This window comes from Giesbergeria sp. (assembly GCF_028686475.1).
Taxonomy (GTDB): Bacteria; Pseudomonadota; Gammaproteobacteria; order Burkholderiales; family Burkholderiaceae_C; genus Simplicispira.
In genome coordinates this window covers 43,295-66,734 of the sequence record NZ_JAQUCA010000007.1, presented here as the reverse complement: position 1 = coordinate 66,734, position 23,440 = coordinate 43,295, and the positions used below count along the sequence as shown (strand labels likewise).

Below are 23,440 nucleotides of genomic sequence, written 5' to 3'. Positions count from 1 at the left end.
CTGAATGCCTAACGAACCAAAGTAACCGGCGGCGAAGCCGTCCGTGTTGACTGCCGGGTTAGCACTAGCGCTTACGCAAAAATAATTCGACCCTAGTTTTAATTTTATATATCCCATGTGCTCCCACAGTTATCACAGTGATGCTGGGTTACATGTTGTATTGTTGTTGATGTTGTGTTGGTCTTTAATATGCCACCAATCTTACCAGTTGTTGATAACAACCTTTTTTCACTTTTCGCACGAATAGTTCCTTGAATTTGGCAGTGTGGACAAATAAGTTTAGGATTAGTACAACCAAAAGCGTTCTGGAGATATTTTTCGTGTTTTTTTCTTTGCAGTTCTTCTATATATTTTTTACGTTCTTCAGGATTCATTTTTTTTGTTTTAACATAAAAAGGTACCCAAAAAATTGTTATTGTAGTAATCGCTAAAAATAAAATAAAGACAATAATATCACCCAAAAGTTGATGTAATAAATTTTCAACTTCACTCATTTGTTTACCTCAGAAAAATTTTGATTTCTAACGGGCGAGGTAAGCCGACCGCCGTAGGCGGGTCGGCTTGACCGAAATGTTAGAACCAGAAGCCAAAACGAATAACTTGAATTTGGCGACGGGCACGAACTGCGAAAAAGCGCTGCGCCACCGAGGCTGCGCAGCACTACGAAAACAATAGCCGCTTGCGCTTGCTGTACAAGGGCCAGAGGCCAAAAAGACCACAAACCAGCGTAACGCCACCAGGCGAAGCCCGGAGAAACGGCAAACCCATCGCTGCACAGCGTTTGAGAAACTGAATGCCGTTTGAATAAACATGGGCTTGAATAAAGCTGGGTTTCAGTGGTGCTAACGGGCGAGGTAAGCCGACCGCAGAATGCGGGTCGGCTTGACCGAAATGTTAGAGCCAGAAACCAAAACGGGTAACCTGAATTTGGCGACGGGCATGAACTGCGAAAAAGCACGGAGCCACCGAGGCGGCACAGCACTGCAAAAACAATAGCTGCTTGCGCTTACTGAAAAATGACTAGGTGCCAAAAATGCTGGAAAACGATGGAGCGCCAGCAGGCGAAGCCCAGAGAAACGACAAACCCAGCGCTGCACAACGCTTGAGAAATTGAATGCCGTTTGAATAAACATGGGCGAAATAAATTGGTTTTCTGTGGTGCTAACGAACCAAAGTAACCGGCGGCGAAGCCGTCCGCGTTGACTGCCGGGTTAGAACCAAAGCCCACACAGCAGCCACCCAAAGCCAGCAGCATAGCCGGAAAAACGAGCCTGCACCAGTGCCAATAGGACACCGGAAAAATTGAGCCAAACAACCAAAGGCAAAACCTGCTTTGGAAAACTGGCAACAACAAAAACCGGATTTTTAACGGGCGTGGAATAAGCACCACCGTGGGGAGGTGCTAACGAACCAAAGTAACCGGCGGCGAAGCCGTCCGCGTTGACTGCCGGGTTAGCACCAGCGCCCAAGCAGAAAAATAATTCGAGCCTGGCCCCTTTATTTCGACCATAAAATTTCCTCACACGCAAAAAAATTCGAACCTGGCCCTTTATTTATTCTTTATTTATTCTTTATTTATTCTTTATTTATTATTATTATAACAATTCGACCCTGGCCCCTTTATTCTCTGGCCCCTTTATTTTTTATTGCTGGCCCCTTTATTCAGCCTCTTTATCCATACTTTTCAAAGAAATGAAAGTATAAAAAATTGATATCGGAACAGAAATATAAAGAGTGGGCCAATAGAAATTATCAAAACTACCATCTATTTTAACAAAATATCTACCTACCTCTATCACCATCATGGAAAGCGGAAAGCTTATAATAAAACAAAGCAAAATTCCATAAACAAAACATAAAGCAGGCGTTTTATTTTTATCAAAAAGCCCATGAAATATTATCTTATTCAAGAGATGATTAATCAAAAGGGATGCTAGCACAAACAAAATCAAGAAATATATGCCACTAACACGGACTTCAGAGAAATCAATAATAACAAAAGCCGAAAACGCAGCTGTTAATTTTATCGCCGTTTTCACAAATGAATATATTACAAGAGCAAAAGCCCCTAAAGTCGCCAACAAGAATCCAATTGCTGCAATCATTAAAATACCTTAATAAAAAATTGGCTAACGAACCAAGGTAAGCGGCGGCTGGAAGCCGTCCGCTTGAGCGCAGAGTTAGAACCCAAGCCCACACGCCAGCCCCCCAAAGCCAGCAGCATAGCCGAAAAAACGAACCCACACCAGTGCCAATAGAACACCGGAAAAATTGAGCCACAAAACCAAAGGCAAAACCTACGTTGGAAAACTAGCGACAACAAAAACCGGATTTTTAACGGGCGTGGAATAAGTACCACCGTGGGCAAGTGCTAACGAACCAAAGTAACCGGCGGCGAAGCCGTCCGCGTTGACTGCCGAGTTAGAACCTAAGCCCACGCACCAGCCACCCAAGGCCAACAGCATAGCCGGAAAAACGAACCTGCACCAGCGCCAATAGGACACCGGAAAAATTGAACCAAAAAACCAAAGGCAAAGCTTGCTTTGGAAACACTGGCGTAAACCAAACTGGATTCTTATGCGCGTGGAATAAGCACCACCGTGGGCAAGTGCTAACGAACAAGATAAGCCGCCCGCAGTATGCGGGTCGGCTTGAGCGCCGGGTTGGATAAATTATGTAACAAGAGCTTTTCCAATAATATAAGCAGTAAAAGCTATAGGGCCATATAAAAATGTTGAAAGTCCAAGCAAAGTTCCAACGTCTGTTTTTTTAAAATAATATTGCGCGAAAAAGCAGGCAAGGAGCGAGAAGTAAATATTTACTTGTGCTAGACCAAGAATGAAACCGACGACCCCACAAGGGGCAATGTAGGCTACAAGATTTTTTAGGTCATTCTTCATATTTTTCTAACGCCGGAATTAAGCCGCGCCGCGAAGCGGCGTCGGCTTGAATGAATTGTTAGGCGCGTGCCATGGCCCGCCCCGCTGAAGTAAGTACATAGAATTCGCCCCGCTTAGCCAAAATCCCGGCGTTCACCAGAGATTTGCATGTTGACTCTTCATTTTGATCTGTTGGCAGATACTGCGAAGTCAGCATGGCATTTCTGATTGAATAGAAAAATAGGAATTCATCATCGCTCAAGGATAATGGGTTGATATGCTTGTTGGACTTTATTTTTACCCAAGCCAAGATGGTCTTTCTTTTTTCCCACAAAAACCAGATAGCAGATACTCCGCCAAGAAGCGTGGCACAGTTAAGGATAATTATGAGCATTGCGATTTTTCAACTTTGACGCTAAATAATGCCTTGCCATTGGTGTCTGTGATGTTTTGTATTATTCCGACAGACGAGTAGCCTGTAAATAATTTATCCCGCTCTTGAAGGCTTGCACAGAAAATGCTTTTAACTTGCTGCTGCGTATTTTCTTCTGCCGCTTTGATCTCGCCTGGGCTGGCCGTAACAGGAGCGATAATCCGATAATTTTCAACAACAAACATTGACTGGCCTTCATCTTTTATTGATCTGCTGATCAGGTATGTTTCTTCATTTATCTTCATGGGATATTTGAAATTTACATTGTTCACGGCAAATTCGTTTACGAACATTCTCAATAGTTCATGTTGACTTGGTTGCTTGCTTGTTGCAGCATATTTCCCTCCGAAATTTCCGATGGCCTTGGCTGCGATCAGAACCAGTATGAAGATGAAGATTGATGCGATCTTTTTCACGATGTACTCCAGCGCCTAACGAACTAAGGTAAGCGGCAGCTGGAAGCTGTCCGCTTGAGCAAAAGTTAGACCTTTTAGCTGAATTAAGAATATTTATCTGTATCAGTGTTGTTCGCATGGTAAACCATAATTATCTCCATCCCTTTTTGTACATGAAATAAATCGTTGCTACTCTGCTTTTAGGCATGACCTGTAAAAGTCGAGTTGCTCAACACCTTCTGCACCGACCCGATCCGCCACAATAAGATCAATAGTATCAAAATCAATATCGCGCTTCTGTAAAGCAACGATAATTTTTTCTAGTTGATTCCCTGAAGATGAATCGAAAATATTTTCGCAGAGTATGTTAATCAACTGTTCATCAGTAAAATCCGAAATTTGTATATTTGATGGTTTAATTTCTTCATCTTTCGGGTGGATTTCCTGTGTTTCTGATAAGTTATGCTGACGAGATATCTTTGAAGCCAGTTCCATATCGTCTTTGATTGATTGCACTCTGTACTTTATATAGAAAGATTTGGCCTTTTCTATATTGCCACCACAGTCTGCCAATGCTTTGATCCACAAGCCTGTTCGCAAGGTTCCCTGCAATAGCTCTTTCCCGACCTGTTCATGCAGCGCCTCATTGGAAAGCCTTGCTGCCACTGAATTTTGACGAAATTTTTCGAACATTACTGCCTCTTAATGGCTAACGTCCAAGCTCAGGGGCGCGGCGCGGCTTTATCGCGCAGCGTCCCTTGGAGCGCAGTGTTAGGCGAATGTTGCCGTCCCACCAGCGCCGACTTTCCAATGAACGTGCTCGGGATGTTTTGGACATCACGATATTTCTCGGTCTTGCACCCAAAGCACATCACCACAAAGCACCCCGCGAATTTTTCCAAGGCCAATCGCTTTCGAAAGCTTGTCCTTTGATACACGATACTTTTCAACATAGCGGATGGCCTTGATAGGTTTCCTGAGATATTCAATATCTTCCTCAGACAAGCCAAAAGCTCGTGCCTCGTTGGCCGGATCGGACAACAGCGCTTGTTGTTGAGCAACGTGAGCAAGTAATTCACTTCTGAGTTGGGCAATCCGCATCTTCACGTAAAGACTTTTCGCTTTCGATTCATTCCATTCAGCATCAGAAAGTGCTTTCGTCCACAACCCTTGCTTAACCATCGAATTGGCAAGTTCTCCCGCAACAAATTCATAGAGGATTTCGTCGGTTGGACTTGGAGGCGACCCATGCTCACGCAAGAAACTGAAAATATCCATAGGGCAGACCTTTTCTGGGGGCGAGCGTCATCGCCTAACGCTTAAATTAAGCCGAGCCGCGAAGCGGCGTCGGCTTGAATGAATTGTTAGCCCGTCTTGCAGGCAGAGATGTTCTTCAAATTCCACTTTGCAAGCCAATCTTCGCGAGTAATTGAGTTGCTCCGCAGCGTTTCGTCATGTAACCCACGCTCTACATCATTTCTGCCGCTCTCTGTTGCGTAGTATCCAGAGGCGGTAATTAGCTTGTGCTCGTCTGCCGAGGCCATGCGTCGACTGGAATGCGAGCAGTTCTTGCAGCTGGCACAGCAAAATTTCTGTGCCCTATTAGATGCGGTGAAAAAACGATTGCAATACGCACACTGTTTCTGCATGAAGGACTCCGCTTGTCAGGGCTAACATTTGAGATGAAAGGCGGCACCCGGCTTGCCGGGTGACATCCTCTCGATTGAAGGGCTAGACCTCGCTGGGATGGCTCTCGCACCTTCGATCGTTCGATGTGAGTTACTGACCAACTCGCACCGAATCTAGAACCTTTTTGGCGAGGGTACGCTCTTCATCGAGGCTTGTTGAAGCAAGCGGATTGATGCTGGGGCGCTTGGAAAAAATTAGCTGTAGCTGATACGCGGTCTGGGTGTATCTATCCTGGACTATCAGAAACTCTGCGCCAACTCGCCCATCGTTCCGCTCAGACTCATATGAGACGCGGCGCGCGTCGTGCCCGGAAACTTTCGTTCTTAAAATTGTGTGGTGAGGATTTTTGATCCCTGGCAATCTGACGATGTTCGCTACCGTTTCACTTGCCGCAGAGTCGATGTCTCCGCGGATTTGGGACGTGTACTCCATCTTTAGCAGACGGACATCAGATATCCCAGAAGTACCCTTTGCTTCGAATATCCGAAAGTCTCGCAGCATTCCTCGCACTTCGGGATTCATCTTTGCTTGCCACGCTTGTGCTTTAACAGAGTTCTCTTGGAATGGAACGGCGTAATCGATGCTCAAACCGCCAACTTGCTGAGCGGAAGCCACTAGAGCCGAGTAAAGAAGGAGGGAGAGCGGTATTGCGTATTTTTGGAGCTGCATAAGTGATTTGTGGGCCATGAGGCCTAACGTTTGAGTTAAGCCGAGCCGCGAAGCGGCTTCGGCTTGAATGAATTGTTAGCTGCTAACCTTCTTGCGCGTGACGAGTTTGTAGATGCCCCATGCGCCCCCGCCCGCGAGGATTGCGCCGCCGATCGCCCATCCGATTACCGGAACGGCAGCAGATGTGGCTGCTGCTGCGGCGATAGAACCGACGCCGCCAACCATCCCCGCGCCGCCTGCAGCAAGTGCGCCTCCTCCTGCAGTAGCAAGGGCGGCAGTTGTTGCGGCAGCGCCTGCACCTGCTGCCGCTCCCGCCGAGGCAAGTGCGGCAGCCGCGGCCGTTTGAGCGGCTGCCGCGACGGTAGTGACGCCGATTGCGGCTCCGACACCAGCGCCCGCAGTGGCACCTACGCCCGCAGCGACTGCTTGCCCAATTGAGTCCTGTTGCTTCGAAATTGCCATGAGTTCCCCCTGTTGATTGAAATAGCGGCTAACTAGGATTAGACGACTGCCTCGCGCTGGCCAGCAGTCGGATAAAATTGCACAATCCTACCCCATCCATAGGGAAACGCCAATAGCCAGCCGGTTAGGCAAACCTAGAATTTTGCGGATGATTGTCTCGTCCTACACACTCCAAGCCACCGCCCTACTTCAACTCAACCTGCCTATGTAGGCTATCCTGTTCGACCGGCCAAATTTGGCCGGTTTGTCTGGAACGAAGCAAACGGGGCTTAGCTTCCTGTCTGAAGGTTTGCCGCCGTCACCCACAGGGCCAGTGCGATGGCCCCCACCGTCCCATATAGCACCGGCATACTGATAGTGTAGGGCAGCAGCGGCAACAGGACGAACACACCAACCACCATCACCAGCGAATGCCCTGCACCCCAAAAGAACACCGGGTTGTGCGACTCAAAAACATCGATCTTTTTTGCGCGTACCACCAGTCCATCGACTAGGGCAGGCATGGCCACAGCAAGGGCCAACGCAAGAAATGTAGGCCACAACCCCGCCAGCCGCCACACCGCCCTATAAACCATGTGCCACAAGTTATCGTGGTATTTGACCGTGGCAGCAGCAGTACGTCTGATACTGGATGGATCATCCAGACTCACCGAGGACGTTAAAAGTTTTTTTGAAAATCTTGCAGCATCAGAAAAAACGGCAGTAAAAACCCGATCTGCCCTTTCGTTTATTTTTTGAACATCTTGCCCCAACTCTTGCATCAGCGCTATTTCTGCTGGCGGAATCTGCATTTCCTCTCGGCTCACAAATGCAGGCACCAACAAGAATATGGCAAATGGTAGCACCCAAATCCAGAATAATCCGTGGCGGACAAATTGATTCTTTACTTCGATCATGGTGCTTCCCGTTTCGCTTCAATAAATTCTAATGCTCCTTTATAAATTCCTCGACCAGCGAGAAATGCAAAGAAGTGTAGTGGCGGCAAGCGCATTAAAAGCGCAGCCGATACCAAGGCTGATTTTTCTGCTTTTAGCGAGCGCGATGTGTTGCTTCTAAATTCAGTAAATGCAGAGCTAGATTCAGCACCCGAACTATATGAAACCTCTAATTGTCGCGTTTGAACTTCCCCAAATAAATCAGAGACGTACTTTGCAGTTTCAGCACTGCGAATCCGCAAGCTCAGGATATTATTCAAGTTAGCTAAAACTTGCTCACACTTATCTTTGCTTCCCAAGCGCACCGTCAAGTCAGCAATCGATTGCATAGCCAAAAACGCTTTAATGCCAGCACCACCACCCTTATTCAGAATTTGGATAAGCTGATCATTTGCAACTTCAGCCACCTCATCGACGAACAGGTAAGCATCTGTGGGTTCCGAGAAATTGTAGATTGCGCCCAAGGTACTGCTCAAGTCCGCCAACAAAATAGAGCCAATGGCCGAGGCAATAATTTTGTTCGATAGCGAATCCAAGCCGATATACAGTACCGCTTTTTCATCCACAACACGGCGCATATCATAAATTGGGCGGGTATCACTTAAATCCTGTGGATCAGGCGATAGCAAATCACCAATTTCATCTGAACCCAGCATTTCCAAGATAGGCTCCAGCACCTGCACCATCTTGCTGTAATGCTCCTTGGAATGCTTCACCATCGAAATGATGCCTTCGATGGTGTCGTCCGTGTCGCCTTCTTGCAGGTATTTGGCAATGCACCAATCTAGCCGTGTCAGTGGGGCATTGTTTTTACCTCCACCACCAGAAGACCCCGACGGCATGTTTTTCAAGTCCCGATCCCAATCAGGCCCATGCTTCGCGGCAAAGTGAATCGTGAGGATTTTTTCTGCCAAGCCCTCGACACCCATTTGGACATAGCGCTTGGTGTTGCGAATTGTGGGCCTCTCACCAGCAGCGATCAGCGCACGATGCACCCGAAATAGCGTCTTCCACGCAAAGGCTGCAAAACTCCCATCCGCATCTACCAGCTGGCCAATCCGGGTAGCAGGTTCACTTTTCCCGTTCCAGTTTTGCAGTGGCTGCAAGCGGATGGATTTGTCTGGCTGTGCAGGATCAAAGTAGAGGAATTTGCGGCCCGTCAGGCGACATTGCAGCTTGAGCATCGACACCCAATCAATGTCTTTTTTCGGGTCAATCACAATCAGCGCCGAACCCATATCAACAATCTGCGCGGTAATCAGCTCATACAGCCGTGTGTTGTGCGTAACAACATATCCGTCTGTGATATAGAGATGCTCAGGATGGTCAATTAAAATGCACTGCGCTTCTTTCAAAGCACATGCCTCAATCCGTGCTATTGCAACAGCCAACTCTTTGCCACCGGGTTTATATTCAGCAGGCGCTATGGCTTGCTTTTCTTCGCTAGAAAAAAGTATTTTAGGATTTGGAAATCGAATCGACAGCGTGTACCAGGCTTTGCTTTTTTCGTTATTCTGATTTTGCGCTTGAATTACTCTTTCTTTCATGATGGAAAAGCCACCCAAGGAGCAGATAATTTCAGCAACATCCAGCGCCAAATCTTTATTGCTAGTGCTGTAATAAACGGCACCAGTCTTAACAACCTTGCCATCGTTATCGAACAAGCCACGCAGAATTTCAAACCGATCTTCTATTGAAGAATCCTTGTATTCTTGAGGAATGCACTTTTCCCAATCTTCAACATCAGCATTATCAAAACCATCACTGAGCATACAGCCGAAGATATAGGGATCAATGGGGGTGCTGACTTTCTTCTTGTAAACAGGCTTGGGCAATCGAATGTGAAAGTTACTCAAGCCATTTTTCATTAACGCAATAATTTCTTCAGTCGTTAAAACTTGAGGTGTATCGCTATCTTTTTTCCGCAAGCCCACTTGATATTGCAGCGGAACTGTCCTTTCAAAGACTTCCCACAAATGGTTTCCACACGCTTGAACTTGCCGCCCATCTTCTAGCGTGATGCGATAAATTTTCAATTTACCCTGGGGGTAAATTCCCAAAACCTTCGCCCGCCCACCATCCGGGGTACTCACCAGCATCCCTACCCGAATCTTCCCCATTTGTATCCAGCCAGTAGGCGTATGCACTTTCGAGTCGAGTGGCTGGGCCTTGCCAGCGCGTGTGGTTCCAGTGATAAGTGTGTGACCCGGCAGTGAAGTGAAGGGAATGCCAATATCTTTTTCCTCAGCAATGCCAACGCCGTGAATCCACGGCGCTCCGATGTCCGAATCACGCACTGGCTTGCTATTTTTGGGTAGGACTCCATCCAGCACCGCCGCTTGGATATTGTCGAATTGCGTGCGCTTATTTTTTGGAATCTGCTCCAACCGATCTACTGCATTGCGAACAAACTCCGGCAAATCAGGCAACTCATCCACATTGCGATTCAAAATTTGCGTAGAAATCTCAGCGTGCTTTTGCGACCAAATAAAACCACGCCCCAGTGATAGCAAGCCGCGCTTTCGCTGCAAGCGTGATCGCTTCATCAGCAATGGCAGGGTAATTGTCCTCATCCGTGATAGCGACAACGCCAGTCGGAACTCCCACAATTTCTTTAGCTGCTGCGTGCGAGCAGCCGCCATCGCCAAGGTGCCCAGCATCATCAGCCACCACCACGGCGGTTGCATGACCACCAGAGTGACCGATCCAGCAAGCCAGCCGATGGCCGCATAGCCCTCATACCCGCGACGGAACAAATCCTCGTATGACCTAGTACCCACAAGACTCTCCAAAAAAAACAGACCGGCCAAATTTGGCCGGTCGTACAAAGAACGCCAGCACCAACTCAGCCTTATTTCTTGGAGGCTTTCGCTTGCTGATAGATAGCTGCCAACTTGGCATTGCAGATGGCAGAGCCATCGGGTAACTTTTCCACCACGCACTTAGCTTCATAAAGGGCCGTGTAGTTAGCTGCCGGAAGGGCACCGAACCCCAACGCCTTGCGTCCAATTTTCAAATTGCCGCCCTCCAGCACCTCGACATCGGGATGCGATCCAAAAGCCAGCGCCCGAACCCACTCCACAACCTTGATCGAAATACCCTGGGTAATGTCGGGGGCCGCTACGGTAGGCGGCGGTGTCTCTGGCTGACCAGACGGGACTGGTGATGGCAGCGAAGAATTAGCCGTGACCTGATTGGCGGCAGGAGAGGATGTTGTGGCGGAAGTGGCTGCCTTTGGGGACGCTGCGCCTGCTGTTGCTGGCGTGGTGCTGGAACCAGTTCCACCAGTGGATTGGGTAGCCGCTGGTGAACTAGGTGCTGGAGCCGAGGCCGTTGCTGGCGACGCAGGCGCGGTAGCGTGTGCTGAATATGACTCAGGACGCAACGGATCGTGGACAGGCCCATTGGCTACCGCAACAGGAATATCAACCATCACGCTGGCGGCTTTACCCCCAATCACCTGCGATTCTTGTTCCCGCAAGAATTCCAAGACCCGCGATAGCGACATACGCACGACTTTAGCGAGTGGACTTTCCGTGCCGCTCATGACCATTGCCGGGTTGATGGCGGCCCCCAGTTGATTTAAAAGCGCAGGTGATAGATGGCTAAATTGACCGGGGTAGAAAAATGTCTGCACATAAATCAATCCTGATTGCTGTGGCAATGCGGGTTCATCACGCCATTTGGCGCTGAACTTGGTATTTAACTCCCCGAGCGTAAAACGCCCTGCAAAGCTGTGGCGATGGCCATCAGCCAACGTAACCTCCACGGCACCCGCGCACATCAGGTAGGCGCTGGCTAATGTGGCGCAATAAGCGCACCAGCGATAAAGCGGATCGTCACGTTGCCGCTCTTGTGCTGTGGCCTTGGGGGCAAAAATCACGGCATCGCATGAGCGCACTGCCAACAGCCCAGCTTGCAATCCAAATTGAAGCGCGCCACCAGGCTGGCTACAAACAGACGGTGAAAGCGGCAGGTTCTGGACGCACATGGCCAAGCGTTCCGCCATCGGGACGTACTGTGTTAGGAAAGAATCACGCTGGATTGCACAAGCCGTCAGTAGGTCAGAGAAGTGACTTCGACCAATTAGCTCTGCGAACAAAATTTGTGGAGTTTTCGTGTGTGAGTGCATCCGCACAGGTTGCACGCACCAGAAGTGTCTTCTTAATCGAAAGATTGCCGCAATTGCGAATTTTTCAAAACTTAACTGGGGTGCTTCTTCGGTCATGCTTGAAAAGTTCGCCCGTTCTTGTTTTTTTCACATTTTTAATCCTATGAACTACTCTCCTGCCGTTTTACAAGCATTCCAGAAGCCCGTGATGATCGATATGTTCGCCTCGGAGGAGGAGGGACAAGACCGCCAGCAAATCATCATGCAGCACGCGATGGCGGTGCTCCAGCACTACCAGAACCTCAACGTCTCTGCGATGCAAATGTGCATCCACCTTTTTCTTTGCCGTGAAGAATTTAAGGCCAGCGGCGAGACTGGCTGGGAACAGTTTTGCGCTACCAACTTCGAGTCGTATGGCTTGAGCCAGAGCAATATTCGCCACTCGATCCGAACTGGACGCTCGTTGTTATCACTGATTCGCCGAGTGGAAAGCGCAGGTGAAAAAATGCCGGACTTGAGCGTCCTCAGCCGTAGCGCCTTGCTCGTCTTGGCCGATGCACCGCCAGATGTTCAGGATCGCATGGTTATCGAAATGGGGGAGCAATTGGCAGAAGAAGCCCAAAACAAAGGGCCAACGGCAGAAGAACTGCGCCGCAAGCTGGAAGAAATGGAAGGCGAACTTAAAGAAACGAAAGCGGAAGTTGAGACAAAAAACAAAGCACTTCACCGCCTCAATCAAGCTATTGACGCTCGTGAAACCGAGATCATGGCGGAAAAAGAGAAGGTGAAGCAGCTCACGCGAAAGTTGTCTACACCTGTGGAGCATGTGGTACACAAACTTCCAGATGGCATTAAAACCGAGATGGAGGCGAAAGAGCGCTTGGGCGAAGAAATCGCTTTCCGCCAGCGTGAATTGGCCCGTTTGGAAGAAGATGCAGCGCGACTCAAAGCCGAAAAAACCCGCTACGAAAGCGAGATGGCAGCCAAACGACAAGCCAAGGATGTATTGGAGGCATTGAACGCAGACATCCAAGCCATGATGACGAAATACACCGATGCCTTGATGCAAAAACTTTCTAGCACTGACCCGGAAAACGTCACTCCACTGCTAACTTCGGCTGCACAGCGCCTGCGAATTTTGGCAAATCAACTCTCTCCCTCTTTGCTTTAAGCGACAAATAATTTTTTAGGTGAATCAAAATGTCTAAAAATAGCAATACCGGGAAGAAAAAATTGCCAGAAATTGCACCTCGTCCACCCGATATTCATCGGGTTTGTGGGCCTGCGATGCAAGAAGCCATCGAGGAAGTGAACAAAGCGTTTTTTAAGCTGTGCTTAACTGCTGCACGCCTGGGCGATTCTGAGCCTCTAGCACCTTCATTGCTGGGTGTCAGCCGCGAAGTGCTTGATGAACTAGCGAACTCTGGGCGTTCGGGGATGCTGATGGCGCAAGCCTATGGGCTACCGCTGGTTGAGTGTCGTTTCAAAGATGCCTCAGTTTTGCGGCAAATTATTGATTCTGGATTGGGTTCACCAGAAGCAGTCGCTGCTATCACCAAGACCATGCCCTTGGATGTGATTACAAAAGGGGGCAAACGTTGACAGCGTTCAACCCACCTTCAGCAGATGCAGGCATCCCATCTTGGGTTTTGCTAATGATAAAAATGCAGGCGCGCGCCTGCGTTATCAGTCGCATCACAGGTATTTCATTGACTGATGCGCGCCGCATTTGGCACGCCGAGAATAAGCGCAGTTCTCCATCGGGTCAGCAGCCCAACGATTTGGGTTGGTTTCTCAAAACAGCCGTGCGGCGCTACCATTCAGCGCTTCTACTGATGCTTTACGCGCAGTCAAAAACAAGGCTGCCGGACTATGCAGCGTTTGCCCATACGTACTACCACTACGCACGGATCGCATACGGCGAATTTGATGCTGCAAAAGCCACTGATCCAGCATTCCGGCCCACCGAGAACGACTACACGATCCCGTTCAGTCGGGCGCACTACCTCGTCACCTCCTACACCGACGAAATGGGCCTGATCGGAAATCGGAAATGCCCATTACAGTTGCGTCGCTGCAAGTGCTGCGATGGTGTTTACCTGGCTGATGAATCGGAAGTAGAGCGCATTTGCCCTATCTGCTCCAACAAAAAACAGCGATAGTTCATTAGCCTCCCGCAGAAAAAACTGCGCTACCAAAGAAAGCTGCCATGCTGGTAATGGTGGCTTTTTTTCAAAGTTGCATCCCGTCGGGTTTGGAGTACGATAGAAAAACCAACCACCCCTTGAGAGGAATCTCTATCATGCACCCCGCGAAACTACACGAAGCCATCACTCATTTGGAGGCCGCATCAGCAGCCCTTTTGCAAGTTGTAATCACGAGCAAAAATACTGAACCCTTGCTGGCTCTTGCACTAACTCCCATTGTTGAAGTAATTGGGCCACTCGCCGCACGCATTCAACTAATCAAAGAAGCGACAGAATCTACCGACAAGCCCACTGAAATCACCAGCCATTGACGGCACACATTCCACCAAAGCACACCGGCCAAGTTTGGCCGGTTTTTTTTCGCCCGCCAAAAATGGGGCTAAATTTTGGATGCTTTACAAATTCGACACGATAAGCGCCAACAATCAAAATTGACTATCCCTTGAAAGGTGGTGAAATAGAAATATCACTAAGGAGTTTCAATGAGTCAATCTTTATCAGTGCAAGTTACACGCCCACACCTGCGGTATCTAGCTGTTGCGGCATCCATTGGCCTGCAAATCGCTATCAATCGGGCTAACACATTTTTCCCAACCAGCAGCGACGTTAGTCAAGATGGTTCAGGTAATTTTATTTTGTCTGGTCAATGGCCTAGCAGCATTGAGCCAATCATGCTCATTAGCGGTGCTGCTAAATTTAAGATTGTTGCCGATAGCACTGGGGCAATCTTAGAGCTACACGAGATAGCTAAAAATCAAGATACCAAAATCAATGGAAGTTTAATCGATAGCAGAATACTTGCCGTTTTATTGGGTGCCTGGGCTGATGAACAGATAGAAAAATCATCTCCCGGTTTATTCACGAAATCGAAAATTTTTAATGAACAAAAAGCAGCCTAAACAGCAAGAAGAAAATTCCTCTCTCAAACTTAGAGATTCACCGTATCTTCTTGATTTGCAATTCATTAACAACTTGGAACCCGTTTTTGCAATTACCGTTGAAAACGGCCACTGCACAGGATTTTCTATTCTCAACAGTGCGAAAAAATTGCCCAATGGCATACACACACTTTATGCAGTTAAGAGTCAAAGCTCTTGATTGCATACAAAGAATATTTCGTAAACTTTGGAGGATTTATCAAACACCAGAAGTACCAGCAAATACAAAAATAGGCTTATATATTCGTTAATACAAAAGGAATTTTATGGACAAGACTCAAATCATGATCGACGCTATCCAAAGTTTTTTTGGTGACAACAGCCAAACCCGCGAAGAAACCATCAACGGACTTGAGCGGGCCAAGAGCCACATTGACCTGCTCTTGGAAACGCTGTCGGATGACGAAGATGACACCAGTCCTACCCAAGAAGAAGAAACAGGCACCGGCAAGCAGTCGTAAAGACATCCCAAGTCGCTAAGGCGGCAGACCCAAGCCCAAGTTCAGTACCACAGCTGGCTTGGGCTTTTTCGCCTGTTTCCACCAACTCAAAGGCGTTATTCGGCCCGAATACTGTTAAAAATCAATAAGTTACGAATAGCTGTCCAGCTATAAGATGCAAAAGTTGATGTTCTACAGGAATGCAGCAACTGAACGAGATGTTTGTAATTTTTTGTTTTTTATGAATTTTTTTTGCAAAACTGATAGAATGCGCCAACAAAATACAAGAGGAAACGAAATGCGCGGAATAATTCGTCAAAAGCAGGCAGTCGATTTTTGCAAATGGTCTGGATCACACATCACATTCAAGGCGCTTTTTTCACCGGGCGAACTGTCTGTTAGCGGCGAGGGCCAGCATCGGGTGTATAGAGCATCCGACATTCGCAAGGCCAGACTCGCACTCATGGATGTCCATGTTGAACCTCGACGGGCTAACACACTGCCGCCTATCATTTACGTCAGAATGGCTAAGGGTGGCGTGGGAAAAACCACCGTTGCAGGGAATGTGTCTGCCTGCCTCGCCATGCAAGGCTACAAAGTGCTGATGATCGATACAGACCCCCAAGCATCTTTGACTAGCCTTTTCGGTATTGACTGGGCTACAGAGGAAATTCTGCACATAGGAAAACTTTTGCAGGCTCACTATGAGAGCAAAACTCCTTTGGATGACGAAACCTTAGAGAAGGCAATCCGCCCTATTTATCCAGGAGGAATGCTTGACCTCATTGCGTCTGATATTACGCTCACCAACCTAGATAGTTGGCTCATCAGTGCGGTTAGACAGCGGGAAAAGCTGGTGCAAAGATTCTTTGATGCCCATGTGAACCTCTTGAGCAGGTACGATGTTATCGTGATAGATGGTGCCCCCAGCACAAGCCAACTTTCTTTTTCGCTGATGTATGCGGCACGAAATTTACTGGCCGTTGTCGGTTTGGATGGACAGTCTGTAAAAGCAATGGAAGTCATGGCCTCCAACATCCAAGAGATGAGCGAGGAATTTCCCGAGGTAGATTTTGATTTTAGGATCATTGCAAACAATTTCGTTTCCAACATCGCTACCTGCACGGATTCTTTAGAAGCTCTACGCAAAGCGTATCCAGATAAAGTCGATCCCAATATCATCCCACGCGCAGCCAGCTTCATGCGACAAGTTTCGCTTGAAAATGACGATATGAGTGCGCCTGTTATTGAAAAGGAACCCAGCAGTGTCGCTGCACGGGCGATGGTTGATTTATCACAATCACTTATTGGAGCTTATGGAATTCAATTGGCTGGACTGTTGCCTCTTGTTTTGCCACGCCCCAGAGGCCCGAAAAAGAAGGTCTAAGTTTTTGGAGTTTTTCAATGAACATAGCAAACAATCGACAAATTATCAAAAGATCGGGCCTAGTCACAAGACAGGATTCTGATGCAGCGGCAGCAAATTTACCCAGAATAGGTGATGGAAATACAGGAGGCAAACCTTTCTTAGTGCCTATTGCACTGATTCACGAAAGCCCTTATCAGTCATACCCGATAAACCCAAAGAAGGTTGAAGATTTAGCTGAAAACTTAAAGAAGAATCCGCTGTCTTCACCTATCGTTTTAAGAAGAAGAAGAAACGATGGAGAACTAGAGCTTATTGCCGGTCGGCACAGGCTGGCTGCATACCGCCTGTTAGATCGTCTTGAGATCGAAGCCACGCTACGCAGTTTAGATGATGATGAAGCTGAACGTCTGGTTTTCTATGACAACTTACTTGGCCCAGAACTCACCGACTTTCAAAAATACTTGGGGTTCGCCCAGCGAAAAAAATCAAAAGGATTAAATCAAGAAAAACTGGCAGAAGAAGCAGGTGTCAGTCAGGGTACAGTATCGCGCATCATGTCATTTGACGGGCTACCAGAATCGGTCATGGCCGAGTTGGCCCGTGTGCCTAATGCAATCGGTATGAACAGCGCATCAGAATTTGTTGCACTGGCAAAGAACAACGAAGCACTAGCCATCCAAGCCATTAAGGCTATCGAAGCAGGTAGCATGAATCAAAAATCTGCTATGGAGTGGATGAAAAATGGTGGCAAGGAGAAAGAAAAAGTTACGCGAAATGGTATCAATTCCGTCATCAAAAGCGGAAAGAAAAACTACGCGAAAATGGCTCTTTCATCCAACAGAATGACAATCGTTTTTTCAGACGACAAAAGTGCGATGGATAACTGGAAAAAGATAGAAGAAATGCTGAAAGAAACTTCCGAACAGGCGAAGAAGGAAAACGCCGACTGAAATTCTGGAACGCAGGACAACCGACAGTGCAGCAGTTTCATCTATTTTTGGGCATCTTATACCACAGATTTTGCTCAATTCTGAATCGAATGCTTCACGTTGACCCTGCTATATTTGTGGGAAATTCCGTTCTAACAACCACGACAATCCTATCCAAGCCAAGGAGACATTGACACACACATCCGAAACCTTCGTCACCGTACCCCGCTAACGAAAAAAGCCACTTCCTGCAAGAAGTGGCTTTCATCGGGTTGCCCATGCTGCCACCAAGAACGAGTCCTAGAAAAAACAGCGCAAAAAACTAACTTGCGCCGATTTTAGGACTTTTCTGTGGCAGTTGGCAACACGGGGGATTTTTCGCCCTCAAAAAAATGACTGCCACTCTCGCATCTAATGAATTTGCGTTACCTGCACCCTATCCGCCGAGCATTGCCCGTGCGGCAGACCGTGCCACCGATTGCCGCATTGCAGCCATCAGTGCCTTAAAGCCCTACGCACGCCTACTACTGCAAGCCGTGGTTCGCAGTATCCAAACGAAGGACATTGCCAATTCCGTTCGCATCAGCAACGAATGCTTCGCGCAGACGCTACATGTGAGCGTGAACAAAATTTGCAAAATCAAGAAGGAACTCGAAAGCAAAGAGTGGATTGTTCGCTCCCAAGTGCAGTCGCGCAGACTGGGAATGCAGGTCAGCGACATTTTCTTGACCCCTTGGGCCTTGCAAACATTGGGACTGGTCAGTGGCCGTGCCAAAGACCATCCGGTAATGCCCATTCCCACCGAAGAACAAATTGCTATTCGCGCCGCCGTCGTGCTGGAGCCAACACCACCCCAGCACATCGAAATCGAAATAAGCAACGGCCCACCCACCCCTGCCACCAGCGATGCTGCTGTGGCAGCTGCCGAGCCTAGCCCACAAGCGCAGCCTGATGACCCTAGCCCACCACAAGCGCAGCCCGACCCACAAGCGGCGTACTATGCCAACAACCAAGTGCCTGACGACCTCATGCCACTCAGGCATCTGGGATTGCGGGCATCTGCGATTCGCAAACTGATGGGCATGGCAAGCAAAGCGGGCTTGATGCTAGGTCACATCGTTGAGCTGGCAGAGGATTCGATTGCCAAGGCCAAAAATCCCTACGCTTACACCGTCAAGTTACTCAGTAGCAACATCGACTGGCAAGGCCGACTGGCAGCTAAACGCCAGCGGGAAGCGCAGCAGCAAGAAGCCACAGCGCAAGAGCAGCAAACGACAAATGATGCCAGCACTTTGCGCCAAGCCTTGGCCCAGACGGGCTTGTTGTCCAGCGAAAAGCGCCTCTATGTTTGGCAGTGGAACAGCAGCAGCGCCGTACTGGAGCGCACCAACATCGAAAATTTCGTATGCAACCCGCTACTGGCGAAATGGTCTGTGGTGCTTGACACCCCATCTATCGCGCAGGCCATACGTGCTGGAACGATTTTCGCGGTAACAAAAGAGCAACTGGAGCAATGGCAAACGGCACCATCGGATGATGCAGATGCAGATGCAGATGCACCGCCTTTAGTGTTCACACCACCGACCCCAGCACCGGCAAGCGAAGCGATTGTCCAACCACAAATTGAGGACGAAGGGCGCGTCCATCCTTGGCATGGCACGCCTGTAGCCGCAAATATGGACGCACTGTTTGCAGCTGCAAGTGCATCACCACAGCGATGGCTATGCAACCCGACGAAAAAAACCGTGCTTTTCAGCGTAGATAACGACTGGATACGCATGGCGAAGGTACAGGAAGTGCAGAGCAAGGAGGCGCACAAGGTTCAATGGCTGGCTGTACCCCCTAGCGATGTGACCAAGGTGGCCCAGCTTCTGCAAAAAGGCCAGCTCATCCCCGTCGATAAAGCCACGGTGCAAAGCTGGGAGCCATCCCAACCGCAGCGCGAAACACCACCGCCAGAGGCAGCCCCAGCGACAAAAGCAACGCAATCATCCTCCACGCGCCAATCGGGCTGGCAGGGATTGGGCAATTTGCTAGGCGGTTTCGCCCCAGCCTGACAGCGGGAAAACTACCGGCCAAATTTGGCCGGTTGGAAAAAATTCAACTGGCCCACGCCAAGGGCAGAAATAGCATCGGCTGAAACAGGGGCCGAGGTTTTTCTGTGCCCGCTGACCACCTTCCACCCCATCTTTTGCGCTAAAACACGACCGGCCAAATTTGGCCGGTCAGGAAAAAAGCGAACTGGCCCATGCCAAGGCCAGAAGCGGCATCGGCTCAAACAAGGGCCGAGGTTTTTTAGCGCCCGCTCACCACTTTGTACCGCCACCCTTGCGCCAAAGTACGACCGGCCAAATTTGGCCGGTCAACGAAAAGCCGCACAAAGTCCAAACTTGGACTCATGGCACCCCTACTTTTCGTAGTGCAAAGCCGTCTTTGTGCTCCACAAGCCCAGTTGTAGCGCGTACAAGCTCCACAAATGCCTGCCTTAGACCCATGCCATTACACACAAGTATTTCCATTAAAAAACAATGGGTTACGTGGAAAATTCTGTGAAATTGGATGAAAAGTGAGTCCTTAGCTGCCCGCTGACCATACTCCAAAGTACCAAATTTGCACAAAATTTAAGCAAATAAAGTGCTTTTTCACATCCTAAAAAAGTATCGCCGACTTGTGTGAAATGGGATGCCTTAGACCGGACTCGAACCCGTCCCAGCCCACGGCACCCACCCATTCTTTTCTTCATATAGCGTTCACCCAAAACGATGAACGCTGCGTTCACCGAAAAAGCAAAGCGCCCTAATAACTATCCCAGTCTTTCAGAGAACAGTCCCCAAGGGGAAGAACGGGCTTCGCGTTTTGCTTAAATTAAGCATGGCTTCATTCAGAACAACCGTCCTCCAAAACCCAGCACCGCCGGATAGGCCACGGTGGCCTAAGCACTAGCCAAACGCTTTGCCCAGCTCATCCGTGCGACGCTGAATCGGCGCACGACCGTAGATGTTGATGGTGGTTTGGATATTGGCATGGCCCATCTGTGCTTGAATCACATCCAGCGGTACTTGCTTGGCGACCGCTCTGGTACCAAAGGTGTGTCTTAGCCAGTGAGTGGATGCTTTGGCCAACCGGAACCTTTCTTTTTCTGGTAACGAAGCAGCTGCTACCGCTTTGCTCATCCAACCCCGGACATGCTCATACAGCGCTTGATAGCCTAGCGCTTGCATAGGGTCTTGGATACTGGATAACAGCGGAGCTTGGGCTGGGGCCAACAAGGGGTCATCGCTGAACCCACGCGCCTGTAGATACTCACGCAGGGCTTGCAAAGCCACGGGCGGAATGGCAACTACTCAATATCTGGCTGTGTACCTCCCGACCACATCACCAAGGTGGCCCAGCTTCTGCAACAAGGCCAGCTCATTCCCGTCGATAAGGCCACTGTGCAAAGCTGCGAGCTACCGTCACCCCAACGCGAAACGGCAATGCCAGAGACAGTGCCAACGGCAAAAGCAGCAAAATCCTCTATGCACAAATCGGGCTGGCAGGGGATAGGGCAGGGGCTGGACAGTTTGCTGCGGAACCTCGCACCCGTCTAGCATTTGGAAAAACTACGACCGGCCAAATTTGGCCGGTCAGAAAAAAAGCAAACTGGCCTGCACTAAGGACACCGCATCGGATGAGACAGCCGAGGATTTTCTGTGCCCGCTTGCAGCGCCCACCAGTCTAACTTTGGGCCACCAAAAATTTCCTCAGCTCCAAACTACGACCGGCCAAATTTGGCCGGTCAAGGAAAAACCGGCTTTGCCAAGACTCAGGCCAGTGTCAGCCCTACTTTGTGGAGTCCAAACCCAGACTGCGCGCTCCACAAGCACGGTTGTAGCACGCACAGACTCCACAAAACATCGGATTAGCCCGCTCATGCCCACGGCTCCCGCGACCGCAAAAAAACTTCATATAGCGTTCACCAAAAACGATGAACGCTGCGTTCACCGAAAAAACAAAGCGCCCTAATAACTATCTCAATCTTTCAGAGAACAGTCCCCAAGGGGTAGAACGGGCTTTGCGTTTTTGCTTATTTTTTAAGCACTGCCTCAATTTAAGCAACCTCCTAGCACCACGTCCCCAAATACCGTTAACAAGCAAAAACACACAGTCTGCGCTGTGCTAACGCCTGCTAGGCCATACGCGCTGTGCCCCTAACCAAACGCCTTGCCCAGCTCATCCGTGCGACGCTGAATCGGCGCACGACCGTAGATGTTGATGGTGGTTTGGATATTGGCATGGCCCATCTGTGCTTGAATCACATCCAGCGGTACTTGCTTGGCCACCGCTCTGGTGCCAAAGGTGTGTCTTAGCCAGTGAGTGGATGCTTTGGCCAACCGCAGCCTTTCTTTGTCCGGTAAAGAAGCAGCTGCTACCGCTTTGCTCATCCAACCCCGGACATGCTCATACAGCGCCTGATAGCCTATCGCTTGCATAGGATCTTGGACACTAGATAACAGCGGGGCTTGGGCTGGGGCCAACAGGGGATCGTCGCTAAAGCCACGCGCCTGTAGATACTCACGTAGGGCTTGCAAAGCTACGGGCGGAATGGCAACCCAGCGGTTTTTCGCCCCTTTGCCATGCACCTGCAACAGCCAACCTTCTGGCTCATGCTGCAAATCACCCAGTTTGGCTGCAATCAGCTCTGCGCTACGCAAACCAACGCTGCTGATGAACGTCAATATGAAGCGAATCCGGCAGCGTGAAGGGCTGCATTCTTGGCTATCAATGTAGGCCAGCACTTGCTCCATTGCCACTTCGCTCAAGGCTTTGCTTTGTAACAAGCGCTGCTCTTTATCATCCCCTTGGTTTCTGTTCAGCAGCAGCCAGGGGTTTGCAGGCAAGTAGCGTGCCGCTTGTAGCCAGGCAAACAGACTGGCAACCATGTTGATGGCTTGTTGGCGGCTATCTACGCTCAATGGGCCACGAAATGGTGCCCAGCCTACACTCCCCGGTTGTGCCCTTTGGCGCGACATCCAATCCGAAGGAATGTCCGCCAAGAAGGCCACATACGCATTGCAGTCCTGCACGTCCATTGCCGAAAGTGGCTTGCTATCTCGATAGGCTTGTAGCCACAGCAATAGCCGCTGCGCTTCACGTCGGTAGCTTTTAGCGGTGGCAGCTGAACCGGAACGCGCAGTGATCCAGCTTTCGATGGCTTGCAGATCGTTGCTGGCATTGAGCAGGCCAAGCCCTTGCCCACCAGCACTGGCGACAGCGATGGCGGTACTGGCAACCTCCAGCTTAAATAGCCGCTTGGCTTGCACCGGCAAATCGGGCAGCAAGTTTCGCAAGTGGGCCTCGATGCGCCTAGCCTTGGTACTGCCAATACCGGGCATGGTGGAAAACCAGCGCCCACCGACCTCAATACGCTGGTGTAGCTGGCCCAGCGTTTGGATACCGGCCCACAGCAAGCGCTGTGCCGTGGCATCGTCAAACCAGCCTGTAACCAAATCCTCTGGCAACGGTTGTTCAGCAGCCAGCACTTCCAAGCGCCGCAGCATGGCGAGTTGTCGCCCACGCAAACGGGCACGGCGCTGTTGGCGGTGGTCAGCAGGGTAAGCGTCAGCGTACATCTCAAGAATTTCCGCTTCGCTCCACCCGTCCAAGCCTTGCTGCTCACAAAAATCTTCCAAACTTGGTGTAGCTACCGAAGTGCCCAATCCGATATGCAGGCCCACCAAGCGCCATTCACCGATACCGGCATGGCGACGGGCCACTGCGCGCACTAAATCCACAGTTTGCTGGTGTGCTGTGCTGGCCTGATGACCATGCTCAATGCCCAGATAGCGGCGGGCGCTGTCAAGCAGCGGTAGCCCTTCGGCCACTGCGCGTAGGTAGGCGAAATGGTGCAGGCCGAGGCGACGTACGAAATGAATGGGGGCAGTGGGCGTGGTGGATGGCATAGGGTCAAGCCTACGTCACAATCTGAACTATGCAAATGCCGG

At 49.6% G+C, this 23,440-nt stretch carries 27 protein-coding genes; 10 read left to right on the top strand and 17 right to left on the bottom strand.

From position 1 onward, the window contains the following. Positions 1–104 precede the first annotated feature (104 nt). The 15 genes from PHX60_RS06825 to PHX60_RS06760 form a co-directional block, all read right to left on the bottom strand. Positions 105–494, bottom strand: coding sequence for a hypothetical protein (locus tag PHX60_RS06825; protein WP_300076127.1), 390 nt, complete (start codon positions 492–494; stop codon positions 105–107). A 27-nt stretch (positions 495–521) separates the two neighbouring features. After that, a complete protein-coding gene (locus PHX60_RS06820; RefSeq protein ID WP_300076125.1) occupies positions 522–812 on the bottom strand; it encodes a DUF1010 domain-containing protein in 291 nt (96 codons plus the stop codon). Between the two features lie 30 nt (positions 813–842). Further along, a complete protein-coding gene (locus PHX60_RS06815) occupies positions 843–1,133 on the bottom strand; it encodes a DUF1010 domain-containing protein (protein ID WP_300076123.1) in 291 nt (96 codons plus the stop codon). A 78-nt stretch (positions 1,134–1,211) separates the two neighbouring features. After that, entirely contained in the window at positions 1,212–1,469 is a 258-nt protein-coding gene (locus tag PHX60_RS06810) for a hypothetical protein (RefSeq protein ID WP_300076121.1), read from the bottom strand. A gap of 189 nt (positions 1,470–1,658) precedes the next feature. Then, entirely contained in the window at positions 1,659–2,105 is a 447-nt protein-coding gene (locus tag PHX60_RS06805) for a hypothetical protein (protein ID WP_300076119.1), read from the bottom strand. A 506-nt stretch (positions 2,106–2,611) separates the two neighbouring features. Continuing rightward, a complete protein-coding gene (locus PHX60_RS15995) occupies positions 2,612–2,683 on the bottom strand; it encodes a DUF1010 domain-containing protein (protein WP_366144366.1) in 72 nt (23 codons plus the stop codon). Beyond that, entirely contained in the window at positions 2,673–2,900 is a 228-nt protein-coding gene (locus tag PHX60_RS06800) for a hypothetical protein (protein ID WP_300076117.1), read from the bottom strand. Before PHX60_RS06800 ends, PHX60_RS15995 begins: the two co-directional genes overlap by 11 nt. A gap of 58 nt (positions 2,901–2,958) precedes the next feature. Continuing rightward, entirely contained in the window at positions 2,959–3,273 is a 315-nt protein-coding gene (locus tag PHX60_RS06795) for a hypothetical protein (RefSeq protein ID WP_300076115.1), read from the bottom strand. Beyond that, positions 3,264–3,728 (bottom strand): hypothetical protein, encoded by a 465-nt coding sequence (locus tag PHX60_RS06790; RefSeq protein WP_300076113.1) that lies wholly within the window; start codon positions 3,726–3,728, stop codon positions 3,264–3,266. The genes PHX60_RS06795 and PHX60_RS06790 overlap by 10 nt, the downstream gene beginning before the upstream one ends. 168 nt (positions 3,729–3,896) lie before the next feature. Further along, a complete protein-coding gene (locus PHX60_RS06785; RefSeq protein ID WP_300076112.1) occupies positions 3,897–4,400 on the bottom strand; it encodes a hypothetical protein in 504 nt (167 codons plus the stop codon). A gap of 144 nt (positions 4,401–4,544) precedes the next feature. Then, positions 4,545–4,985, bottom strand: coding sequence for a hypothetical protein (locus tag PHX60_RS06780; RefSeq protein ID WP_300076110.1), 441 nt, complete (start codon positions 4,983–4,985; stop codon positions 4,545–4,547). Positions 4,986–5,486: 501 nt separating this feature from the next. After that, complete coding sequence (locus PHX60_RS06775) at positions 5,487–6,065, bottom strand: hypothetical protein (protein WP_300076108.1); 579 nt, start codon at positions 6,063–6,065, stop codon at positions 5,487–5,489. 731 nt (positions 6,066–6,796) lie between these two features. After that, positions 6,797–7,423, bottom strand: a complete 627-nt coding sequence (locus PHX60_RS06770) for a DUF4400 domain-containing protein (protein WP_300076106.1) — start codon at positions 7,421–7,423, stop codon at positions 6,797–6,799. After that, entirely contained in the window at positions 7,420–10,242 is a 2,823-nt protein-coding gene (traD, locus tag PHX60_RS06765; protein WP_300076104.1) for a conjugative transfer system coupling protein TraD, read from the bottom strand. The genes PHX60_RS06770 and traD overlap by 4 nt, the downstream gene beginning before the upstream one ends. Before the next feature lie 71 nt (positions 10,243–10,313). Next, a complete protein-coding gene (locus PHX60_RS06760) occupies positions 10,314–11,690 on the bottom strand; it encodes a TraI domain-containing protein (RefSeq protein ID WP_300076102.1) in 1,377 nt (458 codons plus the stop codon). 46 nt (positions 11,691–11,736) lie between these two features. Here PHX60_RS06760 and PHX60_RS06755 point away from each other — a divergent pair, with 46 nt between their 5' ends. The 10 genes from PHX60_RS06755 to PHX60_RS06710 all read left to right on the top strand — a co-directional run bounded on the left by PHX60_RS06755 (position 11,737) and on the right by PHX60_RS06710 (position 19,513). Next, complete coding sequence (locus tag PHX60_RS06755; protein ID WP_300076100.1) at positions 11,737–12,744, top strand: hypothetical protein; 1,008 nt, start codon at positions 11,737–11,739, stop codon at positions 12,742–12,744. A gap of 29 nt (positions 12,745–12,773) precedes the next feature. Next, positions 12,774–13,175: a hypothetical protein gene (locus PHX60_RS06750; protein ID WP_300076098.1), complete on the top strand. Its 402-nt coding sequence runs from the start codon at positions 12,774–12,776 to the stop codon at positions 13,173–13,175. A gap of 53 nt (positions 13,176–13,228) precedes the next feature. After that, positions 13,229–13,735 (top strand): FlhC family transcriptional regulator, encoded by a 507-nt coding sequence (locus tag PHX60_RS06745; RefSeq protein WP_300076096.1) that lies wholly within the window; start codon positions 13,229–13,231, stop codon positions 13,733–13,735. Between the two features lie 47 nt (positions 13,736–13,782). Further along, positions 13,783–14,091: a hypothetical protein gene (locus PHX60_RS06740; protein WP_300076094.1), complete on the top strand. Its 309-nt coding sequence runs from the start codon at positions 13,783–13,785 to the stop codon at positions 14,089–14,091. Between the two features lie 171 nt (positions 14,092–14,262). Next, positions 14,263–14,679, top strand: a complete 417-nt coding sequence (locus PHX60_RS06735; protein WP_300076092.1) for a hypothetical protein — start codon at positions 14,263–14,265, stop codon at positions 14,677–14,679. Then, positions 14,660–14,878, top strand: a complete 219-nt coding sequence (locus PHX60_RS06730) for a hypothetical protein (protein WP_300076090.1) — start codon at positions 14,660–14,662, stop codon at positions 14,876–14,878. Before PHX60_RS06735 ends, PHX60_RS06730 begins: the two co-directional genes overlap by 20 nt. 106 nt (positions 14,879–14,984) lie before the next feature. Then, positions 14,985–15,179, top strand: a complete 195-nt coding sequence (locus PHX60_RS06725; RefSeq protein ID WP_300076088.1) for a hypothetical protein — start codon at positions 14,985–14,987, stop codon at positions 15,177–15,179. A gap of 154 nt (positions 15,180–15,333) precedes the next feature. Next, complete coding sequence (locus tag PHX60_RS06720) at positions 15,334–16,545, top strand: ParA family protein (RefSeq protein ID WP_300076086.1); 1,212 nt, start codon at positions 15,334–15,336, stop codon at positions 16,543–16,545. Positions 16,546–16,562: 17 nt separating this feature from the next. Beyond that, positions 16,563–17,477 (top strand): ParB/RepB/Spo0J family partition protein, encoded by a 915-nt coding sequence (locus PHX60_RS06715; RefSeq protein WP_300076084.1) that lies wholly within the window; start codon positions 16,563–16,565, stop codon positions 17,475–17,477. 371 nt (positions 17,478–17,848) lie between these two features. Then, positions 17,849–19,513, top strand: coding sequence for a hypothetical protein (locus PHX60_RS06710; RefSeq protein WP_300076082.1), 1,665 nt, complete (start codon positions 17,849–17,851; stop codon positions 19,511–19,513). 882 nt (positions 19,514–20,395) lie between these two features. Here PHX60_RS06710 and PHX60_RS06705 read toward each other — a convergent pair. Next, the gene (locus PHX60_RS06705; protein ID WP_300076080.1) at positions 20,396–20,782 is read right to left on the bottom strand and encodes a site-specific integrase; all 387 of its coding nucleotides are present in this window, start codon (positions 20,780–20,782) and stop codon (positions 20,396–20,398) included. A gap of 864 nt (positions 20,783–21,646) precedes the next feature. Continuing rightward, positions 21,647–23,398 (bottom strand): tyrosine-type recombinase/integrase, encoded by a 1,752-nt coding sequence (locus PHX60_RS06700; RefSeq protein ID WP_300076078.1) that lies wholly within the window; start codon positions 23,396–23,398, stop codon positions 21,647–21,649. Positions 23,399–23,440 lie beyond the last annotated feature (42 nt).

What these genes read in the sequence shown, in the direction of transcription:
- PHX60_RS06825 (WP_300076127.1), bottom strand. Translation starts at nt 494, where the DNA reads ATGAGTGAAGTTGAAAATTTATTACATCAACTTTTGGGTGATATTATT.
- PHX60_RS06820 (WP_300076125.1), bottom strand. Translation starts at nt 812, where the DNA reads ATGTTTATTCAAACGGCATTCAGTTTCTCAAACGCTGTGCAGCGATGG.
- PHX60_RS06815 (WP_300076123.1), bottom strand. Translation starts at nt 1,133, where the DNA reads ATGTTTATTCAAACGGCATTCAATTTCTCAAGCGTTGTGCAGCGCTGG.
- PHX60_RS06805 (WP_300076119.1), bottom strand. Translation starts at nt 2,105, where the DNA reads ATGATTGCAGCAATTGGATTCTTGTTGGCGACTTTAGGGGCTTTTGCT.
- PHX60_RS06800 (WP_300076117.1), bottom strand. Translation starts at nt 2,900, where the DNA reads ATGAAGAATGACCTAAAAAATCTTGTAGCCTACATTGCCCCTTGTGGG.
- PHX60_RS06795 (WP_300076115.1), bottom strand. Translation starts at nt 3,273, where the DNA reads ATGCTCATAATTATCCTTAACTGTGCCACGCTTCTTGGCGGAGTATCT.
- PHX60_RS06785 (WP_300076112.1), bottom strand. Translation starts at nt 4,400, where the DNA reads ATGTTCGAAAAATTTCGTCAAAATTCAGTGGCAGCAAGGCTTTCCAAT.
- PHX60_RS06780 (WP_300076110.1), bottom strand. Translation starts at nt 4,985, where the DNA reads ATGGATATTTTCAGTTTCTTGCGTGAGCATGGGTCGCCTCCAAGTCCA.
- PHX60_RS06775 (WP_300076108.1), bottom strand. Translation starts at nt 6,065, where the DNA reads ATGCAGCTCCAAAAATACGCAATACCGCTCTCCCTCCTTCTTTACTCG.
- PHX60_RS06770 (WP_300076106.1), bottom strand. Translation starts at nt 7,423, where the DNA reads ATGATCGAAGTAAAGAATCAATTTGTCCGCCACGGATTATTCTGGATT.
- PHX60_RS06760 (WP_300076102.1), bottom strand. Translation starts at nt 11,690, where the DNA reads ATGACCGAAGAAGCACCCCAGTTAAGTTTTGAAAAATTCGCAATTGCG.
- PHX60_RS06755 (WP_300076100.1), top strand. Translation starts at nt 11,737, where the DNA reads ATGAACTACTCTCCTGCCGTTTTACAAGCATTCCAGAAGCCCGTGATG.
- PHX60_RS06750 (WP_300076098.1), top strand. Translation starts at nt 12,774, where the DNA reads ATGTCTAAAAATAGCAATACCGGGAAGAAAAAATTGCCAGAAATTGCA.
- PHX60_RS06745 (WP_300076096.1), top strand. Translation starts at nt 13,229, where the DNA reads ATGATAAAAATGCAGGCGCGCGCCTGCGTTATCAGTCGCATCACAGGT.
- PHX60_RS06740 (WP_300076094.1), top strand. Translation starts at nt 13,783, where the DNA reads ATGCTGGTAATGGTGGCTTTTTTTCAAAGTTGCATCCCGTCGGGTTTG.
- PHX60_RS06735 (WP_300076092.1), top strand. Translation starts at nt 14,263, where the DNA reads ATGAGTCAATCTTTATCAGTGCAAGTTACACGCCCACACCTGCGGTAT.
- PHX60_RS06730 (WP_300076090.1), top strand. Translation starts at nt 14,660, where the DNA reads ATGAACAAAAAGCAGCCTAAACAGCAAGAAGAAAATTCCTCTCTCAAA.
- PHX60_RS06725 (WP_300076088.1), top strand. Translation starts at nt 14,985, where the DNA reads ATGGACAAGACTCAAATCATGATCGACGCTATCCAAAGTTTTTTTGGT.
- PHX60_RS06720 (WP_300076086.1), top strand. Translation starts at nt 15,334, where the DNA reads ATGCAAAAGTTGATGTTCTACAGGAATGCAGCAACTGAACGAGATGTT.
- PHX60_RS06715 (WP_300076084.1), top strand. Translation starts at nt 16,563, where the DNA reads ATGAACATAGCAAACAATCGACAAATTATCAAAAGATCGGGCCTAGTC.
- PHX60_RS06710 (WP_300076082.1), top strand. Translation starts at nt 17,849, where the DNA reads ATGACTGCCACTCTCGCATCTAATGAATTTGCGTTACCTGCACCCTAT.
- PHX60_RS06700 (WP_300076078.1), bottom strand. Translation starts at nt 23,398, where the DNA reads ATGCCATCCACCACGCCCACTGCCCCCATTCATTTCGTACGTCGCCTC.